Origin of the sequence: Rahnella sp. JUb53 (genome assembly GCF_004346065.1) — a bacterium.
Classification (GTDB): Bacteria; Pseudomonadota; Gammaproteobacteria; order Enterobacterales; family Enterobacteriaceae; genus Rahnella; species Rahnella variigena.
The window spans coordinates 797155-813210 of the sequence record NZ_SLYT01000001.1; the positions used below are offsets into that span (position 1 = coordinate 797155).

General features: G+C 54.1%; 14 protein-coding genes. 6 read left to right on the forward strand and 8 right to left on the reverse strand.

Annotated elements, in window-relative coordinates:
• The first annotated feature begins 267 nt into the window (after positions 1–267).
• The gene (locus tag EC840_RS03730; RefSeq protein WP_112290134.1) at positions 268–687 is read left to right on the forward strand and encodes a hypothetical protein; all 420 of its coding nucleotides are present in this window, start codon (positions 268–270) and stop codon (positions 685–687) included.
• Positions 688–770: 83 nt separating this feature from the next.
• Here the strand turns inward: EC840_RS03730 and EC840_RS03735 are convergent, their stop codons facing one another.
• Genes EC840_RS03735 through EC840_RS03745 form a run of 3 tightly spaced genes read right to left on the reverse strand, consistent with a single transcriptional unit; the run spans position 771 to position 4531 of the window.
• On the reverse strand, positions 771–2006 hold the full coding sequence (locus tag EC840_RS03735) for a cytochrome c (protein WP_129638188.1): 1236 nt from the start codon (positions 2004–2006) through the stop codon (positions 771–773).
• Positions 2003–3766: a GMC family oxidoreductase gene (locus tag EC840_RS03740; RefSeq protein WP_112290136.1), complete on the reverse strand. Its 1764-nt coding sequence runs from the start codon at positions 3764–3766 to the stop codon at positions 2003–2005. Before EC840_RS03740 ends, EC840_RS03735 begins: the two co-directional genes overlap by 4 nt.
• 15 nt (positions 3767–3781) lie before the next feature.
• Entirely contained in the window at positions 3782–4531 is a 750-nt protein-coding gene (locus EC840_RS03745; RefSeq protein WP_132964011.1) for a gluconate 2-dehydrogenase subunit 3 family protein, read from the reverse strand.
• Between the two features lie 424 nt (positions 4532–4955).
• Here EC840_RS03745 and EC840_RS03750 point away from each other — a divergent pair, with 424 nt between their 5' ends.
• Complete coding sequence (locus tag EC840_RS03750) at positions 4956–6449, forward strand: YchO/YchP family invasin (protein ID WP_132964012.1); 1494 nt, start codon at positions 4956–4958, stop codon at positions 6447–6449.
• A gap of 83 nt (positions 6450–6532) precedes the next feature.
• Here EC840_RS03750 and narL read toward each other — a convergent pair whose 3' ends face one another.
• On the reverse strand, positions 6533–7183 hold the full coding sequence (gene narL, locus EC840_RS03755) for a two-component system response regulator NarL (protein ID WP_112290142.1): 651 nt from the start codon (positions 7181–7183) through the stop codon (positions 6533–6535).
• The gene (narX, locus tag EC840_RS03760) at positions 7180–8970 is read right to left on the reverse strand and encodes a nitrate/nitrite two-component system sensor histidine kinase NarX (RefSeq protein WP_129638190.1); all 1791 of its coding nucleotides are present in this window, start codon (positions 8968–8970) and stop codon (positions 7180–7182) included. Before narX ends, narL begins: the two co-directional genes overlap by 4 nt.
• Before the next feature lie 358 nt (positions 8971–9328).
• Between narX and EC840_RS03765 the strand changes: the two genes are divergently transcribed.
• From EC840_RS03765 to EC840_RS03780, 4 genes are all read left to right on the forward strand, one after another.
• Positions 9329–10747: a NarK family nitrate/nitrite MFS transporter gene (locus EC840_RS03765; protein WP_132964013.1), complete on the forward strand. Its 1419-nt coding sequence runs from the start codon at positions 9329–9331 to the stop codon at positions 10745–10747.
• Between the two features lie 165 nt (positions 10748–10912).
• Positions 10913–11893, forward strand: a complete 981-nt coding sequence (locus EC840_RS03770) for an alpha/beta hydrolase (RefSeq protein WP_132964014.1) — start codon at positions 10913–10915, stop codon at positions 11891–11893.
• A gap of 48 nt (positions 11894–11941) precedes the next feature.
• Positions 11942–12871, forward strand: a complete 930-nt coding sequence (locus EC840_RS03775; RefSeq protein WP_112290148.1) for a LysR family transcriptional regulator — start codon at positions 11942–11944, stop codon at positions 12869–12871.
• Between the two features lie 89 nt (positions 12872–12960).
• Positions 12961–13455, forward strand: coding sequence for a DUF2501 domain-containing protein (locus tag EC840_RS03780; protein WP_129638192.1), 495 nt, complete (start codon positions 12961–12963; stop codon positions 13453–13455).
• 637 nt (positions 13456–14092) lie between these two features.
• On the opposite strand, the gene nth is transcribed toward EC840_RS03780, so the two are convergent.
• From nth to rsxG, 3 genes are read right to left on the reverse strand one after another with little or no spacing between them, the layout of a single operon-like run.
• Complete coding sequence (gene nth, locus EC840_RS03785) at positions 14093–14731, reverse strand: endonuclease III (RefSeq protein ID WP_112291523.1); 639 nt, start codon at positions 14729–14731, stop codon at positions 14093–14095.
• Positions 14724–15422 carry an electron transport complex subunit E gene (locus EC840_RS03790; protein ID WP_132964015.1) on the reverse strand — a complete coding sequence of 233 codons (699 nt, stop codon included), beginning with the start codon at positions 15420–15422 and terminating at the stop codon, positions 14724–14726. Before EC840_RS03790 ends, nth begins: the two co-directional genes overlap by 8 nt.
• The gene (rsxG, locus tag EC840_RS03795; protein ID WP_120163993.1) at positions 15415–16047 is read right to left on the reverse strand and encodes an electron transport complex subunit RsxG; all 633 of its coding nucleotides are present in this window, start codon (positions 16045–16047) and stop codon (positions 15415–15417) included. The genes EC840_RS03790 and rsxG overlap by 8 nt, the downstream gene beginning before the upstream one ends.
• Between the last annotated feature and the right edge of the window lie 9 nt (positions 16048–16056).

The following is a 16056-nucleotide window of genomic DNA, read 5'->3' on the forward strand; positions in this document are numbered from 1 at the left end:
TAGGATAGCGTGACCCGGCTGGCGACGCCATCCTGCGAGCGTAATAGAACATGTCAGTTTTGCGGCGTAAATTCCATATACGCGAAATACTTTCGATAAATTCTGAAATGATAAATTTTGTCTGATCAGGCAATAATTGCTCAAACTTAAGCACCCGAACCGACTGGCAAAGTATCGGTGAATTATGCCATTATATAGGTGAATATCTTCATCGTTACAGATTGATTTACCTAATTGATTGACCCTGACCAGGAAGAGGAATAGGGGATGAATGAAAACCGCCTGGTACCTGATGCGCGCAGTCAAAAAGCGACCTTTGACTATATGGAGTATTTGTCCGCATCCTGCAAAAAGAAATGGAGCTTTGTTGACGCGATTTACGGTGTGATGCCGTTCTTCGGCATGGTACTGAAATCCCGCTCTAAAAAAGAAAATTCCCGGCAGGAAGCCTTACGCGCACTGGCTTTACAGGTGGTGTCCACGCAGGTCAGCGATGAAACCAATATCGTCCGGCTGATTGAACTGGCAGAGCAGCAAAATATGTACAGCATTGATATTAACCTGCCGTACTCACTGACCGAAGAACAGCTCACTGCGATTAAAGTGGAATGCAAACATCTGGTGCAATTAAGTCAGAATAACGATCATCTGTTAGTACAGATTATGCAGATGCCTTCCAGGCACTGATTTATCCGTGATGCTTGTAAAAAGAAAGGCCGCTTGCGCGGCCTTTCTCATTTTCAGATCACGCTGAATGCGCAGTTTCCTGCTTATTTCTTCAGTTCTGCACGCAGGTCTTTCACGTCTGAGGCTGACACCGGCGCAGCGGCATTTCCCCAGCTGTTACGGATATACGTCAGCACGTTCGCCACATCGGCGTCACTCATGTTGGCATCAAACGAAGGCATAGACGGCGCCGTTGGTTTGCTGTCCGTTGCGACCGGACGGCTGCCCGTCAGCACTACGCGGATAAGCGATGTGGCATTGGTCTGATTGATCAGCGCGGAATCAGCCAGACGCGGGAACAGTCCATCCTGACCTTTGCCGTCCGGTGTATGGCACGCAGAACAACGGTCAGCATAGATGTGCTTCCCGGCCATCATGGCGTTATCTTCCGCTTTCACCGGCGCAGGGGCTTTATTCCCGCTGTCGTGTCCGCTGTCTTTCAGATAAACCGCCACGGCTTTGAGATCCGCATCCGTCCAGTGCTGTGAAGAATTCGTCACTTCTTCAGCCATCGGGCCTGAGGCCATATCGAAGCGGTTAGAACCGGTCTTCAGATACTGCATCAGATCTTCCTGCGTCCAGTTGCCGATACCGGTGTGTTTATTGGTAGTGATGTCCGGAGCAACCCAGTTTTCCACCACGGCGCCCTGCAGGAACTCGCTGTCTTTATCGCCGCCAATCATATTTTTCGGCGTGTGGCAGGTTCCGCAGTGTCCCAGGCCTTCAACAATATAGGCGCCGCGATTCCATTCAGCAGACTTATCCATCTGCGGTTTGAATTCGCCTTTGTTGAAGTTCAGCCAGTTCCAGCCCATCAGGCTGGTACGGACGTTGAACGGGAACGGCAGCTGGTTGGTTTCGACTTCGTGATGCACTGGTTGCAGGGTTTGCAGATAAGCCCAGATGGCGGCGTTATCGTCACGGGTGACTTTGGTGTACGCCGTGAACGGCATCGCGCCATACAGACGTTTTCCGCCGTGACCGATGCCTTCGGACATCGCGCGCTGGAAGTCGTCGAAGCTCCATTTACCGATACCTGTTTCCGGATCCGGCGTGATGTTTGCGCCGACCAGACGGCCAAACGGCGTTTCAATTGGCACGCCACCGGCGAAAGGTTTGGCATCCGGCGTTGAGGCCGTATGACAGGCCGCGCAGTCGCCCACGGTGGCCAGATAACGCCCGCGTTCTACCTGATCGAAAGAGCCGTCACCCGCGGCATGTGCCAGACCGGAAACGCTCAATGCCAGTAATCCGAGTGAGAATGACGTTAACTTTTTCATGCGATCATCTCTCCCGGTTTTTTCAGATAGAAGTTACGGATGGCATGGGCGGCTTTAAACGCCAGCGCGCCAACGGTGCCGGTCGGGTTGTAACCCGGGTTTTGCGGGAAGGCCGACGCGCCGACCACAAACAGGTTAGGCACATCCCAGACTTGCAGGTGTTTATTGACGGAACTGGTGGAAGGATCCGCGCCCATCACAAAACCGCCGACCACGTGTGAAGACTGATACGGTGTACCGTTCCAGTGGCCTTTCATCGGGTTAGCAACCAGCTGGCGCGGGTTCATTGCCTTGGCGATTTCAGCGACTTTACCGGTGCAATACGCGGCCATCTTCAGGTCATTTTCCGGGAAGTCGAAGGTCACACGCAGCAGCGGACGACCTAAACGATCCTTATAGTTTGGATCGAGCGACAGATAGTTGGTTTTAGTGGTGTAACTGCTGGCCTCACAACCGATCGACATAGAACTGAGGTAGTTAGCGACCGTGGCTTTTTTCCACTCGCTGCCCCATTTCGGCGTTCCCGGCGGAACAGGGCGGTAACCGATTGGCGCGCCACCGATTGGCGTCACGCGGATACTGCCGCCGCCGAAGAAGCCCAGACCGCTGTGGTCAAAGTTGTCATTGTTAAAATCATCAATGCCCATACCGACCGCGCCTGCGCCGATGAACGGGTTGAAGTTTTTGTCATCAAAGAACAGCTGCACGCCGTTGGCGGTCTGATAAGCATAATTTCGACCCGTGGTGCCGCTTAACGTCACCGGATCGTACGGTTTGCCGATACCTGAAAGCAGCATCAGACGCACGTTTTCAAAGGTGAATGCGCTGACAATCACCAGATCCGCCGGCTGTTCCCACTCGTCGCCGGAAGAATCGATGTAAACCACGCCGGTGGCGCGTTTGCCGGTGGAATCGGTCAGCACCTGCATCACTTCACAGTTGGTGCGGGCTTCGAAATTCTCTTTGCGGATAAGCGCCGGTAACACGGTGGTGATGGCGCTGGCTTTCGAGTAGTTTGCGCAGCCGTAGTTAGTGCAGAAACCGCAGTAAGTACATGGCCCCATTTTTACGCCGAGCGGGTTGGTATAAGGCTCGGAAATCAGCGAAGAGGGCACGGGGAATGCTTTATAGCCCATGTTGCGCGCGGCTTCAGCAAACAGCGTCGGACCATAAGGCTGATCCATCGGACGGGTCGGATACTCAATCGAGCGCATCCCTTCATACGGGTTACCGCCATCATGATGTTCGCCTTTCACATTGCTGGCTTTCCCGGAAACCCCGGCAAGGCGTTCGAAAGACGCGTAATGCGGTTCCATTTCATCCCAGTCGGTGCCCCAGTCCTGCAACACCAGTTCTTCCGGGATAGCGTTAGCGCCGTAACGTTCGGTCAGATGGCTTTTAAGACGGAATTCATCCGGCTGGAAACGGAAGGTGATCCCCGCCCAGTGGTTGCCTGCGCCGCCGGTGCCGTTACCTGGGTGGAAAGAACCCCATTCGCGCATTGGCAGGGCAGTTTGCGCCGGATTGTTGCGGATAGTGATGGTGTTCTGGCGGGTGCGCAGCATCAGTTCCTGACGGCTGTTGTAGCGCAATTCATCGGTGACGGTGGCCACGTTGAAATCACGGGCGGTATCGCGCCACGGGCCACGCTCAATCGCCACTACGTTGAGGCCTTCATCGCATAATTCATTGGCGATGATTGAACCGGCCCAGCCGAGCCCGATCACCACCACATCAGTTTTAGGTAATTTCTTTGCCATAATGTTGTTCTGCCCTTAGCTTTTCATTTTCCATGCGTCGCCGCCCGAAATACTCAGCGGTTCCAGATCGAGTTTCTGGTTATGTTTGCCGACATATTCGCGGTAGTCGTAGCGTGCGCCAGGGAAGCCCAGCATTTTCCACGACACCATATTGCGGTTACCGCCATAAATCGGATCGGCAAAGAATCCTTCCATGGTGTTTTTCAGCGCAATGGCGAAGAACAGTTTGGAATCGATCCCATCGAGGGCTATTTTTCCGTTTTCCAGACCGGACAGAATTTGGTCCTGCTGGTCACCGGGCAGGTCTTTGAACAATTTCTGGTGCTGAGACTTGGTATATTTATCCAGTGCGGCCAGGCCAAGACGGTAGCGTTGCTGGGGAACCAGCGGAGACTGATCGCCTTGCTCCGGCGTGCCTTCCTGGAAAGGCCCTTCCATATAAAGGCGGGCGTAGGTGCCGTAGAAACCAGCCAGCTGGCGGTCGATAAACACCGCGCAACCGGCGTCTTTGCCGCCCACACTCAGATTATCGGCAGGCACCAGCCGGTCAACGATGGCTTCCATTGCGGCGGCTTCAGCGTCGGTGAAGAACGCCCAGCCATCGATGTCAATTTGCGGTGGCGGACTCGCATCGAAGGGGCTCCACACGGGCGTACCTTTGAGCGTGACTGCGTTTGCGGCTTTGGCTGCGCCCAATACCGCTGAGGCTGCCGTGAACGAGAGAATCTGCCGGCGTGTCACACCGGGCAATGTTTTTTTGCTCATTTATGTTCCCTGTTTTTTAGAAGGGCTATGTGTTGCAACAACTGGCTATAAATGGCGCTGATCCTGCCTGTTACCGGCGGATAAAACTTCCACGGAGAAACGCCATTCTGATTTGAGATACGCTCTGCTAAAGCAGTCGGGTGGCATCAGAAATCGTTAACCTGCTAAGGATAAATGAAAACAGACTGTAAAGATAAATGGTTAGTGTGTTAAAAATGTTATGAAATGTGTGTGAATTGATTATTTCGATGTAATTTTAGATGAGATTTTGTGATCTGATGACAAATCATCCATATATTCATCAAGGAAATGAATTCAAATGATTTCACTTAAGGAGAAGGGGTGTGTGACCTTTTGTGGCATGAAGGTTGAATTATGCTGCTCGTGAGGTAAGATCAAATATTACCTGCAAAATGTGTAAGGCATGACAAACGTCACAGATTTTTTTTCTGATTTATTGAAGCGTTACGCAGTCCCTGCCATTCTCGCAGGGGGAACTGCTCTTTATGCTGTAAGCGCCAGTGCGCTGACGGCAGACCCTGCCGAATACGGCGGCCTCAGCTATAAACTTACCGGTTTCCTGCCGGCCAGCGATAATCATTCAACGTTTAGTACCGGCACTGCGCCGCAGACTAATGTTCTGCCGAATCTGGGCAGCCAGTACATTAAGAATGATACCGGCCCGAGTGCCACTGAAAAACAGCTGGCAACCACCCTGAAAGAACTGGGAACCACCACCACTGACAGCGACGATCCGCTGCGCATACAGGCCGAAACGCTGGCGCTGACTCAGGCCGCCAAACTGGTGCAGAAAGAAACCAGCAGCTTGCTTTCGCCGCTGGGCACGGTCAGTACCACGCTGGATGTGACCGGGCATAATCTTGATGGCAGCTCCGGTCAGCTCTTCAGCCCGTTATACAATTCTGAAAACAATCTGGTCTACAGTCAGATCGGTCTGCAAAGCGCGGCTGACGCCACGGTCGGTAACTTCGGTTTGGGACAGCGCATCAATACCGGCCCGTGGATGCTGGGCTACAACGCGTTTATCGATAATGATTTTGACCGTCAGCTGACGCGGGGCAGTCTGGGCGCGGAAGCCTGGACAGACTATCTGCGATTCTCGACCAACTATTATCAGCCGTTGTCCTCCTGGAAAGCCGACAGCAGTACGTCGACGCAGTTGCGCCGTCAGGCTCGCGGTTATGACATCTCCACCAAAGGGTATTTGCCGTTTTATCGCCAGCTGGGTGCGTCGCTCAGTTACGAACAGTATTTTGGTGATCGGGTCGATTTATTTGGTAACGGAACGCGCCAGAGCAATCCGTCGGCGGTGTCGTTCGGACTCAATTACACGCCAGTTCCGCTGGTGACGGTGATGGCGGAGCATCAGGCGGGGCAGGACGGCGATAATCAGGATCTGGTTAAACTGACGCTGAACTACCGGCTGGGCGTGCCGCTGGCTCAGCAGTTGTCATCGCAGAATGTGGCGGCAGCGCGATCGCTGCGCGGTAGCCGGATGGATATGGTCGATCGCAATAACATGCCGGTGATGGAATTTAAGCAGCGCAAAACGTTATCGGTGTTTTTAGCCACGCCGCCGTGGTCATTGCAGCCGGGCGAAACAGTGCCGCTCAAACTGCAATTACGTGCGATGAATTCCATCGTGGCGCTGAGCTGGCAGGGTGACACGCAGGCACTGAGCCTGACGCCACCGGCGAATAACCGTAACCCTGATGGCTGGAGTGTGATTGTGCCGCCGTGGGATAACTCGCCGGGTGCGACCAACAGCTACCGGCTTTCCGTCACGGTCGAAGACAGCAAATCCCAGAAAGTGACATCGAACTGGATTACGCTCAATGTCTCCCCGCCGCTGACCGCACAACCGCAGTACGGCGACGATGCGGGGCTGAATTTCTAGCTAAGGCAGAAAGGCGAATTGCTTTTGCTCCTCCCCCTGCGCGAAGGGGGAGGTTGCGAGGGGGTTTTAAAGGCTAACGACTGTCAAAGCACATTACTCTGCAATACCCACACTGCGGCTTCGACGCGGGATTTTAGCTTCATTTTTTTCAGCAGATGTTTGACGTGAACTTTCACCGTACTTTCGGTGATATTCAGGCGGCGGGCGATCATCTTATTCGGCAAACCTTCTGCGATCAGTTTGATGATATCGCGCTCGCGCGGCGTCAGGGACTGGATATCGCGGTCGCCGCTCGGACGGCTTTCCCGCAGGCTGGCGGCCAGCACTGGCGTTAGGGCTTCACTCAGCACCATTTTCCCGGCGGCGGCGTTGTGCAACGCAGTCAGCAAATCTTCCGGTTCCATATCTTTGAGTAAATAGCCGTCTGCGCCGCGTTTAAGTGCCGTCACCACGTCATCTTCATGATTCGATACGCTGAACACCACGATGCGGCCGGAAAGCGAGGTCTGGCGCATACTGTCGAGCGTATCAAGACCGTTCATGCCCGGCATATTCAGATCAAGCAAGATCAGGTCGGGATCGAGCTGTTTCGCCAGTTCCACTCCCTGTTCACCGTTGCTGGCTTCGCCAATCACCTTCAGGCTGGTATCCAGCGCAATCAGCTGTTTGACGCCGTTGCGCAGCATCGGATGATCGTCAATCAGCAAAATAGTGGAAGGGGTCATGTCGTTCATACTTGCTCCTGGGGATTAATGGGCAGGGCTTCCGGACGAAAACGGACTGTTACTTCTGTGCCGCCGTCCGGGCGTCGGGCAACCCGACATTTACCGTGTAAGGTGCTGGCGCGATCCTGCATGATGATCAGACCATAATGATTTTGTCGTTCAACATTCGGTGAAATACCTTCGCCGTTATCGCAAATGCGCAGCGTGATTTCACCGTCGATGCAATGCAGTGAAAGCGAAACCTGCGTGGCGTTAGCGTGCTTATAGGCATTGTTCAGTGCTTCACGGGCGATATGCAGCAGGTGAATGCCCTGATTGGCCGGCACGGAACGCGGCGGGATCTGGTAATCAAAATCTATCGTCAGTCCCATGCGGCGTGAGAATTCATCGACCGTATGTTGCAGCGCAGCCCGCAGGCCGGGAGTATTGAGCGTCAGGCGGAACGTGGTCAGCAATTCACGCAACTGACGATAAGCCGTACTCAGTTCATCGCGCATTTGTTGCAGCACATTCTGATCTTCTTCGCTGAAAGCAGCGGCGTGCATTTGCAGACAGGCGACCTGAATTTTCAGGCAGGAAAGCGACTGCGCCAGAGAATCATGCAGCTCGCGGGCAATTGCCGAACGTTCTTCCATCAGCATCAGCTGTTGCTGATGTTCGGCCTGACGCGCCAGCATCAGCGTGCTGGTCAGTTGCTCAAGCAGGGTACTTATCAGTTGCTGATGTGCATCATTCAGATTCTTGCCCGGCGGCAGTTGCGCCAGTAACACGCCGTAATTTTCACGTTCATCACGCAGACTCCAGCTTAAAGACTCGCCACCGTCATTTGCATGTTCCCCGACTTTCGGACTGACAGGCTGACGTGGTGAAGCATTGCTGAATTCGTTGAACACTTCGGCGCTGTTATTTTCGTATTGCCGCAGTTGTACGCCACTCAGCGGGGTCAGCGACTGCAATTCTTTCAGCACCGGCTCCATCCGCGCTTCGAGCGGCTCGCTGGTGTGAAGCTGACGGCTCACGCGATAAAGATAATCCAGCATCTGATTTTTCTGCTGTAAATCGGCGGTTTTCTCCGCTACGCGCTGCGCCAGATTATCGACCAACTCCGCCAGCGCCAGGGACATGCTGTTCAGCGAGTCGCCGAGAATATCCATTTCATTATGTGCATCCCCATTGGCAACCCGTTTACGCTGATAACGATGGCTGAAATCACCGGCGGTGATGGCACTGGCCTGCGAGAGCAGACTTCTCCACGGGGCCAGCAAATGACGGCGCAGAAACCAGATGGTCAGCGCCAGCAGCAGAAGCGTTACGGTGACCAGACCGCGCTGGATAAGCGAAATCTGCTGTAAGTGGTATTCGGTTTTATGTTCCAGTTCGGCGACCAGCACATCAAGCTGACCCACGAAGACCGCGATATTGGCCGAGACGTCTTGCGGATGCTTTGCGGTCAGAATCTGATCCCGCAGCGTTGTTTGCCAGTAATTGCGCAGTGCCTGGAACTGCGGTTGCAGGTTTTCGCGCTCTACCGCCTGCAGCAAATCGACACTGTTCTGATCGGCTTCAATCTGGCGAATATACGCGGTGTTTTTCCCGTCGAGCGGCACTTCGGACAACAACCGGTAGCTTTGCATGCGCAGCGAACCGGCTTTATTAATCGCGTGGGCATTGCCTTCGATACTACCCGCCATCCACGCTGCCATACTCATTCCGCCAATACCCAGCAGGCCGAGCAGCAACATCAGTAATGTTGTCTGGCTGACCAGCGAAAGAGAAGGCAGAACACGTTTAAGCATGAATAGAATTCCTGGAATTTATCGGGATAGTGAAAAGTGTGGATCGCCACAGTCCTGTACGGAGTGGGCATTTTTTATGATCACAGGGAGTTTCCCTATACCTCTTTATGATTACTCCCTTATTTCCATGCGGGGCGTGCCGGTAAAAATGGGGCAGGGAACTCTTTATCAACTTTATGAATAATAGCAGTTTATTGGAAACTCGCCGAATACTCATAAAGGATTTGTGGTCAATTTTAGGCCATGATCCACCTGCTGTTGCGTTGATTTGTATCAACATCGGGAGGCGGGGCTCTACCTAGTGTGTGCGACATAACTCAATCATTACAACAACAATGCGTTGCCACCCGAGGTAAACATGTCACATACATCAGCTTCACCGGCGGAAAAACCGTCCCGCCTTTTGCAGGACTGGCGTCCGGAAGATCCGGAATTTTGGGAAAAGACCGGGCATAAAGTGGCCAGCCGAAATTTGTGGATTTCTGTTCCCTGTTTGCTGCTGGGTTTCTGTGTCTGGATGCTGTTCAGCCTGGTTTCTGTCAATCTGAACAAAGTCGGTTTTAACTTCACCACCGATCAGCTGTTTATGCTGACTGCGATCCCGTCAGTTTCCGGCGCACTGCTGCGCGTACCTTACTCCTTTATGATCCCGCTGTTTGGCGGTCGTCGATGGACAGCAATCAGCACCGTTTTCCTGATCCTGCCATGTGCATGGCTGGGCTTTGCGGTGCAGGATACCAGCACCTCTTACAACGTCTTCCTGATCATCGCGCTGTTGTGCGGCTTTGGTGGCGCAAACTTCGCCTCGAGCATGTCCAACATCAGCTTCTTCTTCCCGAAAGCGAAGCAGGGCGGCGCACTGGGCATCAACGGCGGTCTGGGCAATCTGGGCGTGAGCGTGATGCAACTGGTTGCTCCGCTGGTGATTTCCCTTGGCGTTTTCGCGGCGTTCAGTGACAAACAAACGCTGGCGAACGGTTCAGACATGTGGCTGCAAAATGCGGCGTGGATCTGGGTGCCTTTCCTGCTGATCGGTACGATTGCAGCCTGGTTCGGCATGAATGATCTGGCGTCATCCAAAGCGTCAATCCGCCAGCAGTTACCGGTACTCAAACGCGGCCACCTGTGGATCATGAGTGTGTTGTATCTGGCAACGTTCGGCTCTTTTATCGGCTTCTCCGCCGGTTTTGCGATGCTGACCAAAACTCAGTTCCCTGACATTAACATTCTGCAATTCGCTTTCTTCGGCCCGTTCTTCGGTGCGCTGGCGCGTTCTGCGGGTGGGATGTTGTCTGACCGTCTCGGTGGTATCCGCGTGACGCTGGTGAACTACATTGTGATGGCGATTTTCGCGGGCCTGCTGTTCCTGACCCTGCCGGTTGGCGGCGTGGGCGGTAACTTCCCGGCGTTCTTCGCCGTATTCATGGTGCTGTTCCTGACGGCCGGTCTGGGCAGTGGTTCCACCTACCAGATGATTGCGGTGATCTTCCGTAAACTGACTACCGATCAGGCTAAAGCACGCGGTACCAGTGATGATGAAGCATTGCGTGAAGCGGTGACGGATACTGCTGCGGCGCTCGGTTTTATCTCTTCAATCGGCGCGATTGGCGGGTTCTTTATTCCTAAAGCGTTCGGTACTTCACTGGCAATGACCGGTTCACCGGCTGGCGCGATGAAAGTCTTCCTGGTGTTTTACGTGGTCTGTGCGCTGATCACCTGGCTGGTGTACTGGCGCAAACTGAACAAAGGTTTTGCGACCAAACAAAGCAATAAGTAATCGCACTTTGCTAAATGACGGAAGGGGCTTCGGCCCCTTTTTTATATTCTGGACAACTGTAAATACTGAACCTAATCAGGTATAAGCCATAACGATTCAGACTTTTTAAAAACGGCGCAGGGCGTTATAAATAACGGGATAAATCATTTCTGATAAGGATCCGCGATGAATACTGCCCACCTTGTAGACCCCGAGCTGCGCCCGTTGCTGGCGGATATGCCGGAGCGCGAGCTCGAAGCCTCCGCTTTGCCCGCCATGCGTGAGCAGCGTCAGGCCGCGGCTCTGGAAAGTCTGTCACAGGATGACGGTCTGCCGGTGACGGTGACTCAACATCACATTTCAGGCGACGAAGATGCACCGGCGGTGCGTGTGCTGGTGATTTCGCCGCAACATGAGCGCAAAGGGCGGATGGGCATCCTGCATATTCACGGCGGGGGATATGTACTTGGCAGTCCGGAACAGTCGACGCCGCTGACGCGTCCGACGGCGGCGCAGCAGGATTGCGTGATTGTCTCGGTAGATTATCGTCTTGCGCCGGAAACACCTTTCCCCGGCCCGCTGGAAGACTGCTATGCCGCGCTGGTCTGGATGACCGCACAGGCAGATGAACTTGGCATCGACTCTGCGCATATCGGTGTCATGGGCGACAGCGCGGGTGCCGGTCTGGCAGCGTCGCTGGCATTGCTGACCCGCGACCGTGGTGGCCCAAAGCTGGCGTTTCAGAATCTGATGTACCCGATGCTCGACGACCGTACCGTCACCGCTCCCAACCCCAATCCGGTCACCGGCGAGTTTTCGTGGACGCGTCAGGATAACCGTTTTGGCTGGCACGCGTATCTCGGGCATGAAGCGGGTTTGCCGCATGTTTCATATTATGCAGCCGCTGCCCGCGCGGAAGATCTCAGCGGATTGCCTGCGGCCTGGATTGGCGTCGGTTCGATTGATTTATTCCTGGATGAGAATATTGAGTATGCCCGCCGGTTAATCCGCGCTGGCGTGCCGGCAGAATTCAGCATTTATCCGGGCGGATTCCACGGTTTCAACGGCGACCCGGCGTATGCTCTGGCCCGCCGTGCCCGCAAACAGCGTCAGGATGCTTTAGCCGGGTTTAATCCGCTGCGTCATACCCATGACTTTGGCTTATAATAGGCAACACTCAATCAGGCAAAACTACCAGCTGAATCAGACACTAAATTGGATATCAAACAACTTATCTATCTCTGTAACCTCGAGCGCGAACGGCATTTTGGCAGGGCGGCGGAAGCCAGCTTTGTCAGCCAGCCGACGCTGTCGATGCGTCTCAAGAACCTCGAAAAAGAACTCGACCTTAATCTGATCAATCGCGGTAATAACTTTGAAGGTTTTACCGCTGAAGGGCTGCGCGTCCTCAGCTGGGCACGCGAAATCGTCGCCGTCTATGAAGGGCTGAAACTGGAAGTCGAATCGCTGAAACAGGGTATGAGCGGTACCTTGCGTATCGGCGTCATGCCGCAATGCAGCGTGTCACTGGCGCAACTGATCAAAGCCGTCAGCGAAGCGCATCCGGGGCTGGATTACCGGGTTTCGGAAGTCAGCGCCGATCAGCTGATCGAAGCGCTGAGCAGTCATTCGGTAGATGTGGGGATCGGTTTCTTTGAGTTCTCGACGCTAAATGAGCTGCGTTTCCAGCTGGTGCCGCTCGACGATGGCGGTGTTGACGTGGTGTATCACCCGGACCATTTCCCGCAGTTGCAGGACATTGAACTGATGACTGCTGAACAGGCGGTTGCATTGCCGTTATGCCTGTCTGAACCGAGCCGTTATTTCCGTCGTTATCTGGATAATTTCTTCCGCCAGTCCGGGCTGGAATTGCATCCGACGCTGGAAAGCACCTCGATTTTCCAGCTGATGCAGGGCGTGTTTGTTGGCATCGGTTGTGCGCTGGTACCGCGCGGGCATCTGATTGATGAAATGCATCCTGCGCTGAAGCGTTGTCCGCTGGATATCACGCCGATGAGCCGTCACGCCGCGCTGGTGGTCGCCGAAGGGGGAAGGGCAACGCCGCTGGCTCAGCACTTCTTCACGGCAGCGGGTGTCTGGCTGGCGCAGCAGGCGCTTAACAAGTCATCAAATATGGCGCAATAAAGACGTTCTCTCCGGTATTCCTATTGATGTCATCAAACTTTAAGCCCAAGATTTGCCGCAATACTTATGTGAAATGGATGGAGTAAGACATGAAAACTTTGAAAGCGGTTGTTCTGGCGATGGCCTCTGCGGGTATTTTGCTTTCGGCAGGCGCACAGGCCTCAAATAATCTTCTCGGACAACTGCAGCAGGCTGCCAGCGACGGACTGAATGGCACCAGCAAAACCGGTTCAACGGGTACCACCTCTTCGCTGACCTCCCTGCTCAGCGGCGGCGACAGCGCACTGACCTCGACCAGCGCGAACAACGTCGCTGGTGTATTGCAGTATTGTGTGAAGAACAATGTGCTTTCCAAAGCCAGCACTGAAAACGTGAAAGACCAGCTTCTTAATAAACTTGGCATTGAGACAGCAGCGGGTGCTGAAAGTCAGGATTACCAGCAAGGGCTGGGCGGTTTACTGAAAACCGGTAAAGATCAGAGTGTGGATCTGAATAATCTCGGCAGCGGCCTGACGCAGGTGAAAGAGAAAGTAAAAACTAAAGCGTGTGATGTGGTGCTGAAGCAGGCGAAATCATTTATTTGATTGCAGAGGCCGCTGCAATGGCGGCTTTTAACTTAAACTTCAACTTCAACTTCAAGGTCGTGGGCGTCGGCCCACACCGACCAGAGACCCGGTAACGCGCGGGCCTCTGGACTCCGCGCTTTTTCACTGCGCGCTCCGCTGGCGCAAGGGACATGTTCTGCGGCATTGATGAGTGGCGCAAATCCAGGTGCTGCGCACTACCTTCTCTCGGTCTTCGAGCCACGGGTCTCGAAGCCGCTCCGTTCAGCTGGATTTTGAGCACGCCATTGAACTCTCTAAAACAGAGAAATTTTGTTTTTTGAATTTAAGATCCTGCGGGCGATTCAGAAAGCTTGCTGAATGAGAGGTTGCAGACCATAGGCTGCAATCCCGAAACGAAGGAACCGCGCAGCGGCAAGATTTCCAGCCTGTCGCTGCGGTTGCTGAAACATAGCCAGCGCGCGGATCACATGTTTGAAAAAGCGAGGGGAGTTCAGAGGGGAAAAGCCTTTCCCCTCTGGTCGGTTTCGGCACGAAAGGCCGTGTGATAACCGTTATTGAGAAACCGAAATTTACTCAATTCTATTTAAAGCTTTTAAAGCTTTTAAAGCTTTTAAAGCTTTTAAAGCCATTTAAAGGGATCCAAAGGGAACCCCTTTCACTCCGCATAAACCTTCTCTTTACTCTCACACAAATCTTCAATCAGACAACTCCCGCACCGCGGCTTGCGCGCAATACAGGTGTAGCGACCATGCAGGATCAGCCAGTGATGGCAGTCGAGCTTGAACTCGGCGGGCACCACTTTCAGTAATTTATCTTCGACGTCATCGACAGTTTTCCCCGGCGCGAACTTCGTCCGGTTGCAGACGCGGAAAATGTGCGTATCGACGGCGATGGTCGGCCAGCCAAAAGCGGTGTTCAGTACCACGTTGGCGGTTTTACGGCCTACGCCCGGCAGGGCTTCCAGAGCAGCGCGATCTTCCGGCACTTCGCCGTTGTGCTTTTCCAGCAGGATACGACAGGTTTTGATCACGTTTTCGGCTTTAGCATTAAACAGGCCGATGGTCTTGATGTATTCCTTTACGCCGTCCACGCCAAGCGCCAGAACGGATGCAGGGGTGTTGGCGACCGGATATAACTTTGCCGTCGCCTTGTTCACGCTGACATCCGTGGCTTGCGCGGAAAGCAGAACCGAAATCAGCAGCTCGAACGGGGTGGTGTACACCAGCTCGGTCGTCGGATGGGGATTGTTATCCCGCAAACGGCTGAGAATTTCGATGCGCTTTTCCTTATTCATGAACACTTCCCTTTAGCAGACTTTCTTCAGCCGCGACATGCTGCACGGCTTTGCGCGCTTTCATGCGCTGATCAATCAGGTATTTGGCGGCCAGCAGCAGGCCGAGGCCGATAAACGCGCCCGGCGGTAACATCGCCAGCAGGAACGGGTTGTCCAGATGCAGCACTTCCACGCGCAGCACTTTCGCCCAGCTGCCGAGCAGCAGATCTGCGCCGTTGAACAGCACACCGCTGCCGAGAATTTCACGCATCGAACCGAGCACAAACATCGCACAGGTCGCGCCCAGACCGGTCATCGCACCGTCAAGGGCAGCCAGATGGACAGGGCTGCTGGCCGCGCAGGCTTCGGCGCGTCCGACCACAATACAGTTGGTGACGATAAGCGGAATAAAGATCCCCAGCGCCTGATACAGACCGAACGCGTATGCATTGATCAGCATCTGCACGGTACTCACCACCGAGGCAATAATCAGTACGTAAATCGGGATACGGATTTCATCCGGGATCCACTTGCGAAACGCGGAAATCATGGCGTTGGTACAGGTAAGCACCAGCGTGGTCGCCAGACCTAAACCCAGGGCGTTGGTGGCGGTGGACGTCACGGCCAGCAGCGGACAAAGTCCCAGCAGCTGAACCAGCGAGGAGTTATTGGTCCACAGACCCTGAACGATTATCTTTTTGGCTTCACTCATCACGGGCTCCACAAGGGGTGAGGTGGGAAAGCTGAGACGGTACCGTCCCGATAAATAATGCAGTGCGTTTTACAGAACGCACAACGGCGCGCGGCGTGATCGTCGCACCCGTGAACTGATCAAACATACCGCCATCTTTCTTCACCGCCCAGCGTTCGTCGGTGGGACCGTTAATGGTCTGATTGGCAAAATGTTTGATCCAGTCGGAAATGCGCACTTCGATTTTGTCACCCAGTCCCGGCGTTTCATGCTGTTCCAGCACGCGGGAACCGTAGACTTTGCCATGAAAATCAGCGGCAACCAGTAACTGAATCGCACCGGAATAGCCGTCAGGCGCGGTGGTTTCTACCACAGCCGCCACCGGCTGACCGTTTTTACGCGCCAGATACATGCGGTGCGGGGTGGCAGTGCCGAGAGATTCATCGGTGACGTTGTAACATTCATTCTGCATGTCGTTATCGTACACACTGGCCGGGATCACCTGGTCAAACAGGGATTTTTGCTGTAACAGCGCCTGATGTTCAATCGTCGGCTTGGTCATCAGATTGACCAGCGCCGTCATGCCGGTCATCAGTGCGCCAAAGAAAGCCAGGATCAGGCCGTGGCGTCGCATTGTAGCTAACATAATTCTTCC